Here is an 18,557-nt window from a genome sequence, read left to right as displayed (position 1 = left end):
GGGGTAAGGGGATGGCCGCGCCGCATGCCACGGACGGGCGCCACGGGTCGCCGCTGGCCAGCGCAGGGGCAGGTTGGGCTGCGCTGCTCGTGGCGCTGGCCGTGCTGGCCTTGGGGCTGGGGGTGGCGGCCTGGCTGGAGCAGCGCGCGCACCGCGATTTGCAGGCGCATCTGGAGCGCCAATTGGACAATGCGCAGCGCCAGTTGAGCAGCGCATTCGACCGCTACGAAGGCCTGCTGCTGGGGGTGCGAGGATGGTTGCATGCGCACCCGGGCGCCGATTGGCGCGAGGCGCGCGCCTACGTGGGGCCGTTGGAGCTGCCCGAGCGTTACGCCGCCACCACCGGGCTGGCCTTCGTGCGCCGCGTCCCAGCCGACCGGGTGGCCGACTGGCTGGAGCAGTCGCGCCGTCGCGGTTTGCCGGTGGACGTGCGCTACCGCCCCCTGCGCCCGCTGTCTCAGGCCGAGGGCGACCGCTACATCATCGACTGGATCGAGCCGTCTGGCCAGGAGCACTTGATCGGGCTGGAGCTGGGGTCCGACCCCGCGCGCTGGCACGCGATGCAGCAGGCGGCGTCTACCGGCAACCTGACCGTCAGCGCGCCGCTGCGCTTGGCCAACACCGATCGGAACGAATACGGACTGCTGTTCGTGCTGCCGGTGTACCGGGGCGGCTGGACGCCGGCCGGCGCGGCGCAGCGCGCGGCCGACCTGGTGGGCTTTGTCGCTATGGGCGTGCCGGCGGCGGAACTGGCACGTGAGGCGGGCCTGAGCGGTCCGCTCTACGACTGGCACTGGATCGATGCGGCCGCTTCGCGCACCGCCGCCCGGACCCCGCCCGGGCAGGCGATTCCGTCCGATACCGGCCCGGGCGATGAGGGCGTCTCGCTGATCGACGGCGACCAGCATGGTGGGGGTGCCTTGCTGGCTGCGGGGCGGGATTGGCGCGGCAGCGCCTGGGCGGGCGCTCACCGCCAGGTCGAACTGGGCCAGCGCCGCTACGACCTGTTCGTGCGCAGCACGCCGGCGCTGCAGCGCCAGTGGGAGCCGGTGGCCGCCCTGATCATCGCCGTGGGGGCGCTGCCGGTCGCGCTGCTGGCGGGCTGGGCCACGACGGCGGTATTCCGGCTGCGCCGCGCCGAGCGCGAGCGGCTGCGGGCGCTGGAGTCGGACGTCGATCGCCTGTCGCTGGTGGCGCGTCACACGCACAACGCCATCATCTTCACCGACCGCGCGGGGCGCATCACCTGGGTCAACGCGGCCTGCGAGGAGCTGACCGGCTACACGCGCGACGAGCTGATCGGCCAGATCCCCGGGCGGCTGCTGCAGACGCCGGCCACCGACCCGCAGGCGGTGGCCGTGCTGCGCGAGGCGGTGCGCCAGGGGCGGGGCTGCCAGGTCGACATCCTCAACCGCAGCAAGGACGGGCGCGATTACTGGGTGTCGATCGAACTCGTGCCGCTGCACGACGAGGCCGGGGCGTGCACCGGCTTCATGGCGGTGGAGATCGACATCACCGAGCGGGTGCGCACGCAGGATCGTCTGCAGATCGCCTTGGCCGAAGCCGAGACGCTGATGGCCACCGTGCGCCAGCACGCCATCGTCAGCCAGGCCGCGCCGGACGGCACCATCGTCGATGTCAACGAGGCCTTCTGCGCCATCAGCGGCTACGCGCGCGACGAGCTGATCGGTGCGCCCCACAGCATCATCCGGTCCGGGGAGCACGATGCGGCGTTCTGGGCCGAATTCTGGGGCACCATCAGCGCTGGCCATGCGTGGCGCGGCGAGATCTGCAACCGCGCCAAGGACGGTCGGCATTACTGGGTGGACAGCATCGTGGCGCCCTTGTTCGACCGCAACGGCTGCATCGAGCGGTATCTGTCCATCCGCTTCGACATCACGCCACGCAAGCAGGCCGAAGCAGCGCTGCAGGCGTCGCAGCAGCGGCTGGACAACAGCCTGCGCGCCACCGGCGCCGGCACCTGGGTGTTGGATCCGGTCAACGGCGAGGCCGAGGTGGACGAGCGCTGGCTGCGCATGCTGGGCCGCGCCGAGCCGGCGCCGTTGCGCATCGGCATGGCGACCTGGGCCGAGCATGTGCACCCGGAGGACTTGCCCGGCGTGATGCTCGGGCTGCACGCGCACGTCGAGGGCCTGAGCGACGCCTTCGAATACACGCTGCGCATGCGCCACACTGACGGGCACTGGCTGTGGATACGCACCCGCGGTCAGGTCTTCGAGCGCGACGCCGAGGGGCGCGCCACGCGCATTTATTGCACCAACCTGGCCATCACCGACGTCAAGGCCGCCGAGGAAAACGCCGCGCGCGCCGAGCAGCTGCTGCGCAGCGCCATCGAGACCATTGGCGAGGGCTTTGCGCTGTTCGACCCGCAAGACCGGCTGGTGTTTTGCAACGAGCGCTACCGCGAGATCTACCCCGTTGCCGCGCCGCTGATGGAGCCCGGCCGCACCTTCGAGGAGATCATCCGCTACGGTGCCGAGCGCGGCGAGTACGCCGAGGCCGTCGGTCGCGTCGACGCCTGGGTGGCCGAGCGCATGGCGCGCCACCGCGCCGCCAACGAGGACTTCATCCAGCACCTGGGCAACGGTCGCGTGCTGCGCGTCATCGAGCGGCGCACGCCCGATGGCTACGTGGTGGGTTTTCGCATCGACATCACCGAGCTGGAGCGCGCGCGCGCCGAGGCCGAAGCCAACCGCGAGCTGCTGGTCAGCGCGCTGGACGCGGTGGGGGCGGCGCTGTCGGTGTTCGACGCGCAGGAGCGGCTGGTCTGGGCCAACGACCGCTTCTACCGCCTGCACGAGGCGTTGGCCGATGTGCTGCAGCCCGGCGTGGATTTCGAGACCTTCATCCGGGCCGGTGTCGCGCGCCGCAGCATCGACCTGCGTGGCGAGGACCCCGAGGCGTGGCTCGAAAAGCGGCTGGCGGATTTCCGCGCGGGCACCACCGATCGCGTCGTTCATCGCCCCGACGGGCAGGCGCTGCGCATCGTCGAGCGGTTGACGTCCGGCGGGTTGCACGTCGGCCTGCGCTACGACGTCACCGAGATCGAAAACGCCCGCCGCGCCGCCGAGGAGGCCAGCCACGCCAAGAGCCAGTTCGTGGCCAACATGAGCCACGAGATCCGCACGCCGATGAACGCGGTGCTGGGCATGCTGCAGCTGTTGCTGGGCACGGCGCTGGATGCGCGCCAGCGCGACTACGCGGAAAAAGCCGAGTCGGCGGCCAAGTCGCTGCTGGGCATCATCAACGACATCCTGGACTTTTCCAAGATCGAGGCAGGCAAGCTCGAACTGGACCCCGAGCCGTTCGTCGTGGACCGGCTCTGGCGGGATCTGGCCACCATCATGGCCGCCAGTCTCAAGGGCAAGCGGCTGGAGCTGCTGTTCGACCTGGACCCCGCCATCCCGCGCGTGCTGGTGGGCGACGCCATGCGGCTGCAGCAGGTGCTCATCAACCTGGCAGGCAACGCCATCAAGTTCACCGCCGCCGGCAGCGTCACGCTGCAGGCGCGGCTGCTCGAGCGCCACGTCGAGCCCGACGGGGCCGAGCGCGTGCGGTTGCGACTGGCGGTCATCGACACCGGCATCGGCATTGCACCCGAGGCGCAGGCGCGGCTGTTCAGCGCCTTCACGCAGGCCGAGAGCTCCACCACGCGGCGCTTTGGCGGCACGGGGCTGGGGCTGGCCATCAGCCAGCGGCTGGTGCAGCTGATGGGCGGCACCATCACCGTGGACAGCACCCCGGGGCAGGGCAGCACCTTTGCCTTCGAGATCGAGCTGCCGGTGGCGCGCGACGTGCCGGCGGCGCTGGCCGCCGAGGCCATCCCGCGGGAACTGGCGGCGCTGCGCTGCCTGGTGGTGGACGACCATCCGCTGGCGCGCGAGCTGCTGTGCGGGGCGGTGCGCCAGCTCGGCTGGAGCTGCACCGCGGTGGCCGACGCCGAGGCCGCGCTGCAGCAGGTGCGCACGGCCGAGCGCCCATTCGATGCGGTGTTCGTCGACTGGTCGCTGCCCGGCATGGACGGGCTGGCGCTGTCGTTGGCGTTGCGCCAGGACGTGCCGGCCGACCGCCGTGCTGCGATCGTCATGGTCACGGCCAGCGGCCGCGAGGTGCTGGCGCAGGTGCCGCAGGAGCGGCAGGCGGCACTGGACGGCTTTCTGGTCAAGCCGGTCAGCGCGTCGATGCTGCTGGAGGCGGTGCGCGCAGCGCGCGCCGCCGCGTACGGGCAGACCCCGGTGGCTGCCCCGGCGCCCAGCGGACGCCGGCTGGACGGCATGCGCATCCTGGTGGTGGAGGACAACCCCATCAACCAGCAGGTGGCGCGCGACCTGCTCAAGCGCGAAGGCGCCGAAGTGACGCTGGCCGAGCACGGCCAGCAGGCGCTGGACCTGCTGCGTCAGCACCCCGACGGTTGGGACGTGGTGTTGATGGACATGCAGATGCCGGTGATGGATGGGCTGCAGGCCACGCAGGCCATCCGCCACCAGCTGGGTCTGCAGTCGTTGCCGATCGTGGCGATGACCGCCAACGCCATGGCCAGCGACCGCGAGGCGTGTCTGGCCGCGGGCATGAACGACCACGTCGGCAAGCCGTTTGCGATCGACCAGTTGGTGCGCGTGCTGCTGCATTGGGCGCCGAACGCGGTGCGCCCCGAGACAGCGGCGGCCGCGGCTGCTGCCGAGCCGCCGTCAGCGCGGCCGCCTTCCGTGCAGGCGGCGTTGACGGCGCCGTGGCCCGAGGCCGAGCGCGTGGACGTGCCGGCGGCGCTGGCGCGCCTGGGCGACGACCCGGCGCTGTATGCGCGCATCGTGCGCGGCTTCGTGCAGGGGCTGGTGCACACGCAGGCGCAGCTGCAGGCGCAGCTGGACGCCGGCGCCGATGAGCGGCTGGCTGCGCTGTTGCACACGCTCAAGGGCACCGCCGGCACGGTGGGCGCGGTGCGGCTGGCCGAGCGCGCCGCCGAGGCCGAGCGCGCCGTCAAGGCGCAATTGGGCGATCCCGCCGCAGCGCGGGCACCGCTGCCGCCGTGGTGGCCGGCGCTGGCCGAGGAACTGGAGTGCAGCGAACAGGCCCTGCGCCGCGTGCTGGCCGAACTGCAGGCGCGCGGTCTGGTGGAGGCCCCGCCCGAAGAGGCCGGCCCGCAGGCTGCGGCCGACGCCGACCCGGCGCGCTGGCGCGAGACGCTGCAGCGCCTGCAGGACCTGCTGGCCGCCAGCGACATGGAGGCGCTGGAGGTGCACGATGCGCTGCTGGCCGAGCCGGCCGTGGCGCAGGACGAGCGCTGGGCCGCGCTGCACCGCGCGATGGAGGCGATGGACTTCGAGGCGGCGCAGGCGGCGGTGCAGGCCCTGCTGCGGGCCGCGCAGGCGGGGGTGGCCGATGCTGCCGCTTGATGCCGCCGCCCCGGCGTGGCCGGCGCGCAAGCCGCGCCTGCTGCTGGTGGACGACCAGCCGGTGCACCTGCAGGTGCTGTACCGCACGCTGTCGGCCGAGCACCAGCTGTTCATGGCCACCGGCGGCGAGCAGGCGCTCAGGGTCGCCCACGAGCAGTTGCCGGACCTGATCCTGCTGGACGTGGTGATGCCGGGGCTCGACGGCTTTGCGGTGCTGCGCGCGCTGCGCGCCGAGCGCGACACCGCCGACATCCCGGTGATCTTCGTCACCGCGCACAGCGGCGAGGACATCGAGACGCGCTGCCTGGAAGCCGGCGCGGTGGACTTCATCCCCAAGCCCATCAATCCAAGCGTGGTCCGGGCGCGCGTCCACACCCACCTGACGCTGAAGTTCCAGTCCGATCTGCTGCGAACCTTGGCCTTCGTCGATGGCCTGACCGGTGTGGCCAACCGGCGCCAGTTCGACGAGCGCCTGAACATCGAATGGGCGCGCGCGCAGCGCCACGCCAGCGCGTTGAGCCTGATCCTCGTGGACGTGGACCATTTCAAGGCCTACAACGACCACTACGGCCACCAGGCCGGCGACGACGCGCTGCGGCGCGTGGCGGCGTGCCTGCGCGAGCAGGTGCGCCGCGGCACCGATCTGGTGGCGCGCTACGGGGGCGAGGAGTTCGCTTGCCTGCTGCCCGACACCGGGCTGGAAGACGCGCAGCGGTTGGCCGTGCAACTGCTCGAGGCCGTGCGCGCCATGGCCATTCCGCACCGTCACGGGGGCTCGGGCGGGGTGCTGACGGTCAGCCTGGGGGTGGCCACGCGTGCCGGCCCGGCGCGGCCCGGCTGGCAGCCGGCGTTGCTGCTCGGGCTGGCCGACGCGCAGTTGTACGAAGCCAAACATCGGGGGCGGGCGCGGATGTGTGCGGCCGCTCTGGGCGATGACGGGGACGATTCCGCCTGAGTGCCGGTTGCCCCGAGCGCGCGTTCGGGCGCGGGCGGCTCACGCCGCGCCCGCATGGGCTTGTCGCAGCCGCGTGCTGGCCATGCGGTAGGCTCCCACCCCGACCAGGCGCCGGTCATCGACCGGCAGTACATACGAGGTCTTGGCCCGGACATCGCCCGTGACCGGGTTGACGATGGTGTAGTCCACCCAGCCGCCGCCGCGGTCGATGCGGTACCAGGCATCCTGCAGCAGCCGCTCGGCATCCAGCCCTGGGGCGGCCGACAGCGGCGTGCCGGCCTTGGCCGGGTCGGCCGAGTGCACGCGGTAGAAGCCCTCGCGGTCGAAGACGAACACATACAGGTCCCGATCCACCCATTGCGCCGGGTTGGCGTGGAAGTCCTGCACCGCGCGTTCATAGCCGACCTGGCGGATGTGCGCCAGCGCGCGCTCGGCCATCGCCTTGGCCTCGTCGGCGGTGCCCAGCCGTAGGCGGATGTTGCCCACCGCTTCGGCCATGTCGTGCGCGCGTTCGATCAGCCGGCGCGAGCGGTGCTGCGTGCGCTCCACCAGCGCGGAGTTTTCGGCCGTGACCGCATCCAGATCGCCCACGGCGGTGACCACTTCGCCGAGTGCGCCACTTTGCCGTTCGCTGGCGTGGGCGATCTGGTCCATGCGCTGGGATACCTCGCGGATGCGGGCGAGCAGCTCGTGCATGACCGCGTTGACCGCGCCGATCGCCTGTGCCGACGAGCCCACCCGCTGGCGCGATGCCTCGATCAGGCCGCGCACCTCGTTGGCGGCGGTCTGGCTGCGCTGCGCGAGCGACCGCACTTCGGCGGCGACGACGGCGAAGCCGCGCCCCGCCTCGCCCGCGCGGGCCGCCTCGACCGCGGCATTGAGCGCCAGGATGTTGGTCTGGAAGGCGATGGCATCGATGGTGCCGATGATCTCGCTCATGCGCGCCGAGGTGGTCTGCAGCGTGTCCATCTCGGCCACGGTGCGATCCATCACCTCGCCCGCGCTGTCCGTCTGCTGTTGCAGCGCACGCGTGGCGTGGCTGACCTCCTTGGCCGTATCGGCGTTGAGCCGCACCATGTCGTCCCCCACGCTGCGCACGGCGCTGGTGGTTTGCTCCAGGCTGGCGGCCTGGGCCTGGGTGCGGTGGGCCAGGTGGTTGCTGTCGTCCACCAGGGACGAGCCGACATCGGTGACCATGGCCGAGGCGCTGCGCACCTCGGCCACCAGATCCGACAGCTTGCCGAGCATCGTTTCGAAGGTGCGGCCGATGCGCGCCATCTCGTCGCGGCCTTCGACGCTGACCTGCGTCGTCAAATCGCCGTCGGCCGCGCGCTCCATGGTCCGCGACAACGTTTGCAGGCTGTGGAGGGTCGCCCAGGCGAATGCCCAAATGCCATAGACGAGCAGCCCCAGGCCCACGAGGCTGGTGCCCAGGACCAGCAGACCCTGTCGCACCAGTCCGTCCTGCCGCTCGGCCAGCAGGGCGTCCAGGCGCTCGATCGCCGCCCGCTGCGCCTGGCGCACGGCCTGCAGGGCCTGCGTTCCGGCGGCATACACCTCATCCGGGTTGCCTTCGGGGGGCCGTGGCCCCGTAGATCACGGCAATCGCGGTGGCGAAGGTGAGGGTCGCGCCTTCGGCCTCAGCCCACTCCGCTGGGGGCTCCTCGTCGTGGAGCTGCAGCGATCGCATCCGCTGTTGCACCCCGCGCAGATGAGTGTCGATGGCCTGCGTCAAGCCCAGAATGCGCGCATCGTCCACCGAGGTGCCGTCGTCGCGGGCCAGCAGGCCGCTGGCATCGCCGCGCAGCACGCTGATGCTCTCGGCCAGCTTGGGCAGCCGGGTGACGGTCAAATCCATCAAAAAATAGGTCTCCGCCTGCGGGTCGAGCAACAGGCCCGAGACCTCACCGATGCGGTCCATCACATCCAGCACGGCCTGTACCGCCCTGCCGTTGCGCTCGAAGGTGGTGGCATGCGCCGCCGGGGGATCGGCGGTCAGCGCGCGCTCGACGGCGGGCAGCGCCCGTTCCCAACCCCAGCCGGGGTTGGCCTCGGCCAGCGGTGCCACGGCCGCCAGCGCACCCCTCAGGGCCATGGCCGCGGCATCGCGCGCCTGGCCGGCCGCAGCATTTCCATCGGCCGTGTGGCGGTGGGTGGCGTCGCGCAGATCCTGCAGATGATCGGTTACCGTGCTGAGGGCGCGGATCCCCTGCAGGCCCAAGCGCTCGCCGGCCGTGTAGCGCCAGTCCGACGCAATGCCGTACAGCAGCATCGTGCCGATGATGGCCGACGGCACCATCAGCACCAGCGCCAGGCCGATGAGTTTGAGGCGCATGTCCAGGTGCCGCATCAGCGCGACCCCAGGCCGCAGCAGCCGGGGTGGGCGAGGGGGAGACGGTGTGGCGGTCGAGCTGGACATGGCGCGTTCGTGGGGATGGGAATCGGGCGAAGGCGGCAAACCGTTCCAGTCCCATTGTGCCGCAGGGACCGTGTCCCTCAGCGGCGCGCGCCCAATTGGGTGCGCGCGGTTCGCAGCCGCTCGTCCAGGTAGGGGCCGTAAAAGTCGGCGACGCCGATGCCTTCCAGCCGCTCGGCCAGCTCGCGCCCGCGCTCGTCCAGAAACAGCACGGTCGGGGCCACGCGCACGCGCCAGGCCCGCGCCTGGTCATAGCCCGTGGTGGATCGCCCCTGCAGGTCCAGCAACGGCGTGCGGCGATCCAGCATGTCGATCTGCACGGCGTGGATTTCGCCGCGCTGCAGCATGGGCCCCAAATAGTGGTTGCGCACCACCTCGCAAAAGGCACAGCCCGCCAGCGTCACCATCACCACGAGCGGCTCTTTCTGCGCGACGGCCGCCTGGGCCGCCGTCTGCAGCGACGCTGGCACCGGCAGCGCGGCGGGGGGGCGGGCTGGGGCGGCGGCGGGCGTGCTCATGGAGGCGTCGGGGGCTGCGGTACGATGGTCGGTATGGCATTGTGCCCCGCTTTCCCGCACCCCGCCATCGCCCGCCTGCCGTGGGCCGCGGTGGCGTTGCTCACGGCCCTGCTGGCGTCGGCGTGCAGCCCGGCGCTCGACTGGCGCACCGTGCGGCAGGAGGCGACACCGCTGACGGCGGTGCTGCCCTGCAAGCCCGAGCGCGCCACGCGCGACGTGCTCTTGCGCGGCCCGCAACAGCCGCTGGTGACGCTGCACATGCTGAGTTGCGAAGCGGCGGGCCACACCTTTGCCGTGGCGGCGGTGCGCCTGCCCGACGCCTGGCCCGCGGGCGAGGAGCCCGCCGGCTGGATCGACGACTGGCAGCGCGCCAGTTGGGCCACCCTGCAACTGCAGCCGGGGCCGGATGGCGTGCCGCCTGGCTGGGCGGCCGTGCCCTGTGTCACGCGCGGGGCCACCGTGCAGCGCTGCTGGCGCGGCCCCGGGCGCACCCCCACCGGTGCAGCGGTGCAGGCGGAGTTGCACTGGGCCAGCGACGGCCGTTGGCTGGCCCAGGTGGCGCTCTACGGCCCCGGGCTGTCGCCCGATGCCCACGAAACCTACTTCGGCGGGCTCGCCCTGCGCTGATCGGGCGGATAATTTTGTCGTGAACGCCATCCTCGTCATCGCCCACGCACCCCTGGCCTCCGCGTTGCGGCAGTGCGTGCTGCACGTCTTTCCGGATGCGCATCAGGCCGTCGATGCACTGGATGTGCCCCCGCACCAGGCCCCCGAGGAGACGCTGGCCCAGGCCCGCCAGATGATGGCCCTGCACGGCGCGGACGACACCCTGGTGCTGACCGACATCTTTGGCGCGACGCCCTGCAACATCGCCACGCAATTGCTCGATGGCGTCCACACCCGCCTGGTTACGGGGGTCAACCTGCCTATGCTGCTGCGCGCCGTCACCTACCGCCACGAGCCCATCGACACCCTGGTGTCGCGCGCCACGCTGGGGGGCACCCAGGGTGTGATGCCGCTGGCCCCCACCGCGCCGCAGAACCAATTCCGCAGGCCCACCCATGATCCAACGCACCGTGACCATCAGCAATAAGCTCGGGCTGCACGCCCGCGCATCGGCCAAGCTCACCAAGCTGGCGGGGGGATTTGCGTCCGAGGTGTGGCTCAGCCGCAACGGCCGGCGTGTCAACGCCAAGAGCATCATGGGGGTGATGATGCTGGCCGCCGGGTTGGGCGCCACCGTGGACATCGAGACCGATGGCCCCGACGAGCAGGCGGCCATGGACGCCATCGTCGCGCTGATCGACGACAAGTTCGGGGAGGGCGAATGACCTTCACGCTGCACGGGCAGGCCGTCTCGCGCGGCGTCGCCATCGGCCGGGCGGTGCTGGTCGCCTCCAGCCGTCTGGATGTGGCGCATTACTTCATCGCGCCGGAGCAGGCCGAGGCGGAGCTGGCCCGCCTGCGACAAGCCCGCGACGCCGTCGCGGAGGAAATCGACCGCTTGCGCCAGGGCTTGGTGCACGACGGGGTGGAGGCCCACACCGAGCTCGCCGCCCTGCTGGAGGTGCACCTGATGCTGCTGCAGGACGAGCATCTGCAGGAGGGTGTCAAGCACTGGGTGATCGAGCGCCACTACAACGCCGAATGGGCGCTGACGGCGCAGCTGGAGCTGGTGGCCAAGCAGTTCGACGAGATGGAAGACCCCTACCTGCGCGAGCGCAAGGCGGACCTAGAGCAGGTGGTCGAGCGCATGCTGCGCGTCATGCGCGGGGTGGCCTCGCCCGTCACCGCTGCACCGGCCCCCGAGGTGGAGACGCAGCCGCTCGTGCTGGTGGCGCACGACCTCGCCCCGGCGGACATGCTGCAGTTCAAGCAGAGCGTCTTTGCCGGCTTCGTCACCGACGTGGGTGGCAAGACCAGCCACACCGCCATCGTCGCTCGCAGTCTGGACATCCCGGCGGTGGTGGGGGCGCGCAATGCCAGCCAGCTCGTGCAGCAGGACGACTGGGTCATCGTCGATGGCGACGCGGGCGTGCTCATCGTCAATCCCACGCCCATGGTGCTGGCCGAATACGGCTACAAGCAGCGCCAGGGGGTCATCGAGCGCGAGCGGCTGGCGCGCATTAAGAACACGCCGGCCGTCACGCTGGATGGCGAGCGCATCGAGCTGCTGGCCAACATCGAGCAGCCCGAGGACACCTTGCCGGCCCTGTCCGTGGGGGCGGTCGGCGTCGGGCTGTTCCGCACCGAATTCCTGTTCATGGGGCGCGGCGGCAAGCTGCCGGACGAGGAGGAGCAGTACGACGCCTACCGCCGCGCCGTCGAGGGCATGCACGGCTTGCCGGTGACCATCCGAACGGTCGATGTGGGCGCCGACAAGCCGCTGGACCACCATCGGCGCGACGAACACCTCAACCCCGCGCTGGGGCTGCGGGCGATCCGCTGGAGTCTGGCCGAGCCGGCCATGTTCCTGACCCAGTTGCGCGCCATCCTGCGGGCGGCGGCGCACGGCAAGGTCAACGTCCTGATCCCGATGCTGGCCCACTTGGGCGAGATCCGCCAGGTGCAGGCCATGCTGGCCAAGGCGCGCGAGCAGCTCGACCGGCGCGGGGCGGTCTATGGCCCCGTGCGCCTGGGGGCCATGATCGAAGTGCCGGCCGCCGCGCTGGCGGTGCGGCTGTTCGTGCGCCACTTCGATTACCTGTCCATCGGCACCAACGACCTGATCCAGTACGCCCTGGCCATCGACCGGGTGGACGAATCGGTGGCCCATCTGTACGACCCCCTGCACCCGGCGGTGCTGCGCATGGTGGCCGACACGATTGCCGCCTGCCGCGAGGCGGGCAAGCCCGTCAGCGTTTGCGGCGAAATGGCCGGCGACGTCACCATGACCCGTCTGTTGCTGGGGCTGGGCTTGCGCAGCTTTTCCATGCATCCGACGCAAATCCTGGCCGTCAAGCAACAGGTGCTGCGCAGCGACACCCGCAAGCTGCGCGCCTGGGCGCAAAATGTCATCGCCAGCGACGAGCCGACCCTGCTGCTGGCCGACTGACGGGCGCTATACTCATTTTTAGCAATGCGCGGCCTCGGGGGTGATCGGCTTTCCCTGTCAGACGGCCTGTGGGCGGCTGGGGAGCAGGGGATCCATCACCAGAGAAGGGGCGTTCGATGTCGATTGGAGCGTGTGCATGAGCGCGGCACCCAGCGAGCCGGCTGCGCCGCCCACCGCAGCGCCGGTGGCGGGGGACGATCCCCTGCTGGCCTGCCTGCTCATCGTGGCCCGGGCGCATGGCCTGGCCGCCAACCCGGAAGGCGCCGTGGCGGGCCTGCCCACCGTCAATGGGCATTTGACCCCCAGCCTGTTCGACCGCGCCGCCCATCGCCTGGGCCTGAGCAGCAAGGTCGTGCGCCAGCCCATCACCCGCCTGCGCACCGAGTTGCTGCCCGCCGTCCTGCTGCTGCAGGAGCGCGACGCCTGCGTGTTGCTCGAGCGCTCGGAGGACGGCAGCCGCTGCCGGGTCGTGTTCCCGGAACTGGGCGATGCCCCGGTCGACATGCCGCTGGCCGAGCTGGAAGCGCGCTACAGCGGCCGCGCGTTCTATGTGCGGCCGCGCCAGCATTTCGACGCGCGCTCGCCCATCGTGCGCGGGGTGCGCCGGGGCCACTGGTTCTGGGGCGTGATTGCCGAAAACGCCGCCCTCTACCGCGACGTGCTGCTGGCCGCCTTTCTGACCAACCTGTTCGCGGTGGCCATGCCCCTGTTCACCATGAACGTCTACGACCGCGTGGTGCCCAACCAGGCGTTCGACACGCTGTGGGTGCTCGCGGCGGGGGTGGTGGTCGTGCTGCTGGGCGATATGGTGCTGCGCACCTTGCGTGGGCGCTTCGTCGATCTGGCCAGCAGCCGCGCCGATGTCAAGCTCTCCGCTTTCATCATGGAGCGAGTGCTGGGCATGCGCATGGAGCAGCGCCCCGCCTCGGCGGGCTCGTTCGCGGCCAATCTGCGGGCGTTCGAGTCGGTGCGCGACTTCATCGGATCGGCCACGGTCATCGCCTTCATCGACCTGCCGTATGCGCTGATCTTCTTTGCCGTGATCGCCTGGATCGCGCCGCCCATGCTCATCCCCCTGGTGCTGGGGGCGGTGCTGATGCTGCTCTATGCCCTGGGCGTGCAGCAGCGCATGCACGAGCTGGCCGAAACCACCTACCGCGCTGGCGCCCAGCGCAACGCCACGCTGGTGGAGGCGCTGGTGGGGTTCGAGACGGTCAAGGCGCTGGCGGCCGAGTCCCCCCTGCAGCGCAAGTGGGAAAAGAGCGCCGCCCTGCTGGCGCGTGTCGGCGCCCAGTTGCGCCTGCTGTCCAACAGTGCCACCAACACCTCGTCCATGATCCAGCAGACGGTCAACGTGGCGATGGTCATGCTGGGCGTCTACCTGATCGGCGAGCGCCAACTGTCCATGGGCGGCCTGATCGCCTGCACCATGCTGGCCTCGCGCGCGATGGCGCCGATCGGGCAGGTCGCGGGCCTGCTCGTGCAGTACCACACGGCGCGCACGTCGCTCGACTCGCTCGACCAGCTGATGCAGCGCGAAGTCGAGCGTCCCGACGATGCGCACTTCGTCACCCGCGGGCATTTCGAGGGCGAGATCGAGTTCCGCGACGTCTCGTTCGCCTACCCGGGTCAGCAAAACGGCGCCCTGCGCAACGTCAGCTTTCGCATCCAGCCGGGCGAGCGGGTGGCCATCCTGGGCCGCGTCGGCTCGGGCAAGACCACGGTGCAAAAGCTCATCCTCGGCCTGTACCGGCCCACCGGCGGGGCCGTGCTCATCGATGGCGTGGACGCGCGCCAGCTCGACCCGGCCGAGCTGCGCCGCCACATCGGCTATGTGCAGCAGGACGTGATGCTGTTCTACGGTTCGCTGCGCGAGAACATCACGCTGGGCGCGCCGCTGGCCGACGACGAGGACCTGCTCAAGGCCGCCACCATCGCCGGCATCACCGAATTCGTCAACGCCCACCCGCAGGGCTTCGAGATGGTCATCGGCGAGCGGGGCGACTCCCTCTCCGGCGGGCAGCGCCAGGGTGTGGCGATCGCCCGCGCGGTCATCCACGACCCGTCCATCCTGCTGCTCGACGAGCCCACGGCCTCCATGGACCACTCCAGCGAGGAAACGGTCAAGGCTCGCCTGCGCCGTTTCGTTCCGGGCAAGACGGTCGTGCTGGTCAGCCACCGCACCTCGCTGCTCGACCTGGTCGATCGCATCATCGTCATGGATGCGGGCCGCATCGTCGCGGACGGCCCCAAGGAGCAGGTCATTCTGGCGCTGCGCCAGGGCCGCATCGGAAAGGCTGCGCCATGAGCGAGATGGGCGCCAAGGGATTCGAGCGCTTCGGCCGCCTGACGGCGGGCGGCAGCCGGCTGGGGCGCACCCTGTTTGGCGGCGTGGTCGAGCGCCTGGGCGGGGACTTGCCCGCGGACATCGACCGCGAGTCGCTGGACTGGGCCACGGACGCGGACTGGGCGCAGCTCCAGCAGGAGCCGCTGCGCGCGCGTTACCTGGTGCGCATCGCCGCCGTGGTCGTCGTGCTGATGATCGTCTGGGCCGCCTTTGCCGAGATCGACGAAGTCACCCGCGGCGAAGCCCGGGTCGTGCCCACCAGCCAGGTGCAGATCGTGCAAAGCGTCGATGGGGGCGTGGTCGACGAGATTCTGGTGCGTGAGGGGCAGCTCGTGCAGGCGGGGCAGTTGTTGTTGCGCGTGGACCCGACGCGCTTCGTCTCCAACCTGGGCGAGAGCCGCACCATGCAGCTGGCGCTGCAGGCCAAGGCCGAGCGGCTGCAGGCCCTCATCCAGGGGCGGCCGTTCACGCCCTCGCCCGAATTGCAGCGCAACGCGCCGCAGTTCGTGGCGCAGGAACGCGCCGCCTACGACGCCAAACGGGCCGAGATGTCCGCCCAGATCGGCATCACCCAAAGCCAACTGGGCCAGCGCCAGCAGGAGCTCAACGAAGCCCGCGCCCGCAAGGAGCAGGCCGAACGCAGCCTCGAGCTCACCCAGCGCGAGCTGGAAGCCACCCGCCCCATGGTGCGCAGCGGCGCCGTCTCCGAGGTCGAAGTCCTGCGCCTGGAGCGCGACGTGGCCCGCCTCCGCGGCGAGCGCGATCAAACGACCGCGCAGATTTCCCGCATCCAGGCGGCCATCGCCGAGGCCCAGCGCCGCATCGAAGAGGTGCAGCTCAATGCCCGCAGCCAGATGAGCGCGGAGTTGTCCGACACCCTCAGCCGCCTGTCCGCCATGGCCGAGGGCGGCCGTGCGCTGGAGGACAAGGTGCTCAAGGCCGACCTCAAGTCGCCGGTGCGCGGTACCGTCAAGCGGCTGCATGTCAACACCGTCGGCGCCGTCGTGCAGCCCGGACGCGAAGTGGTGGAAATCGTCCCCCTGGACGACGCGCTGATCCTGGAGGCGCGCATCGCGCCCAAGGACATCGCCTTTCTGCGGCCGGGGCTGGAGGCCATGGTCAAGTTCACCGCCTACGACTTCGCCATCTACGGCGGGTTGCGGGCAGACGTCGAGAGCATCGGCGCCGACTCGGTCGTCGATGACAAGGGCAACGCCTACTACCTGGTCCGGCTGCGCACGCGGCAGGCCAGCCTGGGCGAGGGCTTGCCCATCATCCCGGGCATGGTGGCGCAGGTCGACATCCTGACCGGCAAGAAGACGGTGCTGGCCTATCTGCTCAAGCCGGTGCTGCGCGCCAAAGCCAATGCCCTGTCGGAGCGCTGAACCCGGAGGACCACGGACGTGAGCAAGCGACATTTTCTCGTCACCGCCGGTGCCCCAGGGGCCGCGCCCGTGATGCCCCCCGAACGCTGGCTGCAGGCCTTCCCCGACGGGCAGTGGTCCACCTGGTCCACGCTGCAGGGCACCGTGCGGGCGGCCGATACCGTGTGGTTGCCGGTCACCCACCCGGATTGGCTGGATTGCGTGCGCCGTTTGCAGCACACCCAGGGGGCGGCGCCCGTCGTCGTGCTCAGCCCCGTGCCCAACGACGCCGAGGGCCTGCGCGCGCTGGACGCGGGCGCGCGCGGCTATGTCCACCTGTTTGCGGTCCCCGCCGTTCTGCGCGAGGTGGAGCACGTCGTCCGCCACGGCGGCTTGTGGGTGGGGCCGGAGCTGGTTCAGCGGCTGCTGTCCGCGACGCGTCAGGTCCTCGACCAAACGCCGGCGGCACCGCGCACCGTGGCCGACTTGTCCGTCCTCTCCGAGCGCGAAGCCCAGGTCGCGCGGGCCGTCGCGGCCGGCAAGTCCAACCGCGAGGTGGCCGACCAGCTTTGCATCAGCGAGCGCACCGTCAAGGCCCACCTGGGCAGCGTGTTCGACAAGCTCGGCGTGCGCGATCGGTTGCAACTGGCGCTGCGTCTGTCCGGCGGCGACGCCGCGACCGCCCCCGACGGCACCCCCGCTCCGACCGAGGCCCGCCCATGAGCCATCCCGACACCCCCGACACCGCAGACGGAGTGGGCGCGCCCTCGCCGGAACGCGCCCGGCATCTGCTCGCGAGCACCGACCCGGCACTGGCGCGCATCACCGAAGACCTGATCGACATCCTCATCGCCCGCGGGGTCATCCAGTTCACGGATTTTCCGGCCGAAGCCCAGGCCAAGCTGCTGCAGCGCCGCCAGACGCGCGCCGCGCTCAGCCGGCGCCTGCAGCTGCTGGACGACGGAGATTCCGGGCTGATTTGATCCCGGCGATCACCGTCCGCGCCACGCCGCCCCATCAAAACTGGACTTAAGTCCAATGGCCGCAGGCCGCCGCTGGGCGTAAGCTGCGGCCAACGTTTTTCTACGCTCAGGAGTGCACCATGGCCAAAGCCACCATCCTTTCGGTCAACGGCAACGCCATCATCGTCGGGCCCGACGGCAACGTTCGTGCCGCCAAGGTCGGCGACGTCGTCCAGAAGGGCGAAACCCTGCGCACCGCCGCCGGTGCGCGCGTCGAACTGCTGATGGAGGACGGCCAGATCCTGGCGATGGGGCCCGCGCAGGCCGTTCGCGTCGACGAAACCCTGGTCCAGACCGACACCACGCCCACCCCGGCCGATGCCGCCGTGCAGACCGGCACCGTCGAGCAGATCACCCAGATCCTGGAGCAGGGCGGTGACCTGACGCAGGAACTCGAAGCCGCGGCGGCAGGTGCTGGGGGTGGCGCGGGCGGCGACGGCAGCAGCTTCGTGCGGCTGCTGCGCATCACCGAAGGCGTGGATCCGCTCGCCTACAACTACCAGTTCAACCCGGAAGGTCCCATCGACGCTCCGCTGCTGGCCGCCGAGGCGCCGGAGCCCACCGAACCTCCGGCGCCCACCGAGCCGCCGGCCACGGAACCCCCTGCCACCCAACCGCCCGCCACCGAGCCGCCGGTGACACAGCCGCCCGTCACCGAGCCCCCGGTCACGGAACCGCCGGAAACCGAACCCCCGGTCGTGCTCCCCACCATCACGGGTGGCGAAGGCACCGTACGGGAGAGCTCCATTGACGAGGTGAACAACACCAACAGCGGCTCGCCCGGCACCCGGTCCAGCGAGACCGAGGAAACCGTCACGGGCTCGTTCACCTACACCCCGGGCACCATCCCCAACACCATTTGGCTCGTCAACGACAACGGCGATGAGGTCCAACTGACCGGGGCCAGCCCGTGGACGCTGGACGGCAAGTACGGGACCATCACGGTCACGCTCACAGGCCCTGGGGTGTACGAGTACACCTACGTCCTGACCGGCAACGCCGATCACCCCAAGCCCGAGCAAAGTGGCGATGATGGCGATGGGCCGTTCGATGTGCTCGATGGCGATGACACTTACGAAGACGACACCGTTCCCGATCCCTTCGTGATCGAGGTCCGCGATCCATCCAATGCCGTGCTCGCCTCGTCGGGTATCGACATCACGATCACCGACGACGGTCCCGTCGTCGAACAGGCCGAGCAAGCCGAGCTGCCGGTGCTGCAGCAGACGGACGCGGGCACGGCCGACGGCAACGGGCCGGATGAGGCGCCGGACAGCGGTGCATTCACGGCGGCGTTTCAGGTGGTCTTTGGGGCCGATGGTCCGAAGATGGTGCTGGTGGGGGCGGGCGAAGAAGCCATGCGTGGGCCCGATGGCATGCGCTACGGGCTGCGCTTTACGGAGGGTGCGGGCACGGGCCTGACGGCGACGCTGACGGACAGCGCGATCACGCTGCACGCGGGAGCG

Annotated in this window: 14 protein-coding genes; 11 read left to right on the top strand and 3 right to left on the bottom strand. The window is 70.8% G+C overall.

What is annotated here, in order from left to right; translation table 11 throughout:
• The first annotated feature begins 11 nt into the window (after nt 1–11).
• Both A9O67_RS01890 and A9O67_RS01885 read left to right on the top strand, forming a co-directional pair.
• Nucleotides 12–5,414, top strand: a complete 5,403-nt coding sequence (locus A9O67_RS01890; RefSeq protein WP_068606848.1) for a response regulator — start codon at nt 12–14, stop codon at nt 5,412–5,414.
• A complete protein-coding gene (locus A9O67_RS01885; protein WP_068606846.1) occupies nt 5,401–6,369 on the top strand; it encodes a diguanylate cyclase in 969 nt (322 codons plus the stop codon). Before A9O67_RS01890 ends, A9O67_RS01885 begins: the two co-directional genes overlap by 14 nt.
• Nucleotides 6,370–6,408: 39 nt before the next feature.
• Here the strand turns inward: A9O67_RS01885 and A9O67_RS01880 are convergent, their stop codons facing one another.
• The 3 genes from A9O67_RS01880 to A9O67_RS01870 form a co-directional block, all read right to left on the bottom strand.
• Nucleotides 6,409–7,926, bottom strand: a complete 1,518-nt coding sequence (locus tag A9O67_RS01880) for a methyl-accepting chemotaxis protein (RefSeq protein ID WP_068606845.1) — start codon at nt 7,924–7,926, stop codon at nt 6,409–6,411.
• Between the two features lies 1 nt (nt 7,927).
• Nucleotides 7,928–8,788, bottom strand: a complete 861-nt coding sequence (locus A9O67_RS13340) for a hypothetical protein (protein ID WP_156682225.1) — start codon at nt 8,786–8,788, stop codon at nt 7,928–7,930.
• Nucleotides 8,789–8,865: 77 nt separating this feature from the next.
• A complete protein-coding gene (locus A9O67_RS01870) occupies nt 8,866–9,303 on the bottom strand; it encodes a thioredoxin domain-containing protein (protein WP_068606841.1) in 438 nt (145 codons plus the stop codon).
• A 33-nt stretch (nt 9,304–9,336) separates the two neighbouring features.
• Between A9O67_RS01870 and A9O67_RS01865 the strand changes: the two genes are divergently transcribed.
• The 9 genes from A9O67_RS01865 to A9O67_RS01825 all read left to right on the top strand — a co-directional run.
• Nucleotides 9,337–9,930 (top strand): hypothetical protein, encoded by a 594-nt coding sequence (locus A9O67_RS01865; RefSeq protein WP_068606838.1) that lies wholly within the window; start codon nt 9,337–9,339, stop codon nt 9,928–9,930.
• A gap of 19 nt (nt 9,931–9,949) precedes the next feature.
• The gene (locus A9O67_RS01860; protein ID WP_068606836.1) at nt 9,950–10,396 is read left to right on the top strand and encodes a PTS sugar transporter subunit IIA; all 447 of its coding nucleotides are present in this window, start codon (nt 9,950–9,952) and stop codon (nt 10,394–10,396) included.
• Nucleotides 10,365–10,634 (top strand): HPr family phosphocarrier protein, encoded by a 270-nt coding sequence (locus A9O67_RS01855; RefSeq protein WP_068606834.1) that lies wholly within the window; start codon nt 10,365–10,367, stop codon nt 10,632–10,634. The genes A9O67_RS01860 and A9O67_RS01855 overlap by 32 nt, the downstream gene beginning before the upstream one ends.
• A complete protein-coding gene (ptsP, locus tag A9O67_RS01850; RefSeq protein WP_068606831.1) occupies nt 10,631–12,358 on the top strand; it encodes a phosphoenolpyruvate--protein phosphotransferase in 1,728 nt (575 codons plus the stop codon). Before A9O67_RS01855 ends, ptsP begins: the two co-directional genes overlap by 4 nt.
• A gap of 136 nt (nt 12,359–12,494) precedes the next feature.
• On the top strand, nt 12,495–14,666 hold the full coding sequence (locus A9O67_RS01845; protein ID WP_068606829.1) for a type I secretion system permease/ATPase: 2,172 nt from the start codon (nt 12,495–12,497) through the stop codon (nt 14,664–14,666).
• Complete coding sequence (locus A9O67_RS01840; RefSeq protein ID WP_068606827.1) at nt 14,663–16,090, top strand: HlyD family type I secretion periplasmic adaptor subunit; 1,428 nt, start codon at nt 14,663–14,665, stop codon at nt 16,088–16,090. The genes A9O67_RS01845 and A9O67_RS01840 overlap by 4 nt, the downstream gene beginning before the upstream one ends.
• An 18-nt stretch (nt 16,091–16,108) precedes the next feature.
• Nucleotides 16,109–16,792 (top strand): response regulator transcription factor, encoded by a 684-nt coding sequence (locus tag A9O67_RS01835; protein ID WP_231960170.1) that lies wholly within the window; start codon nt 16,109–16,111, stop codon nt 16,790–16,792.
• Nucleotides 16,789–17,052, top strand: coding sequence for a hypothetical protein (locus A9O67_RS01830; protein WP_231960168.1), 264 nt, complete (start codon nt 16,789–16,791; stop codon nt 17,050–17,052). Before A9O67_RS01835 ends, A9O67_RS01830 begins: the two co-directional genes overlap by 4 nt.
• A gap of 119 nt (nt 17,053–17,171) precedes the next feature.
• Nucleotides 17,172–18,557: retention module-containing protein (locus A9O67_RS01825; protein WP_068606823.1), on the top strand; the 1,386-nt coding region annotated here is incomplete at its 3' end.

The sequence above is a fragment of the Tepidimonas fonticaldi genome, from assembly GCF_001675355.1.
GTDB lineage: Bacteria > Pseudomonadota > Gammaproteobacteria > Burkholderiales > Burkholderiaceae_C > Tepidimonas > Tepidimonas fonticaldi.
This window is presented reverse-complemented; position numbering and strand designations above follow the sequence as displayed.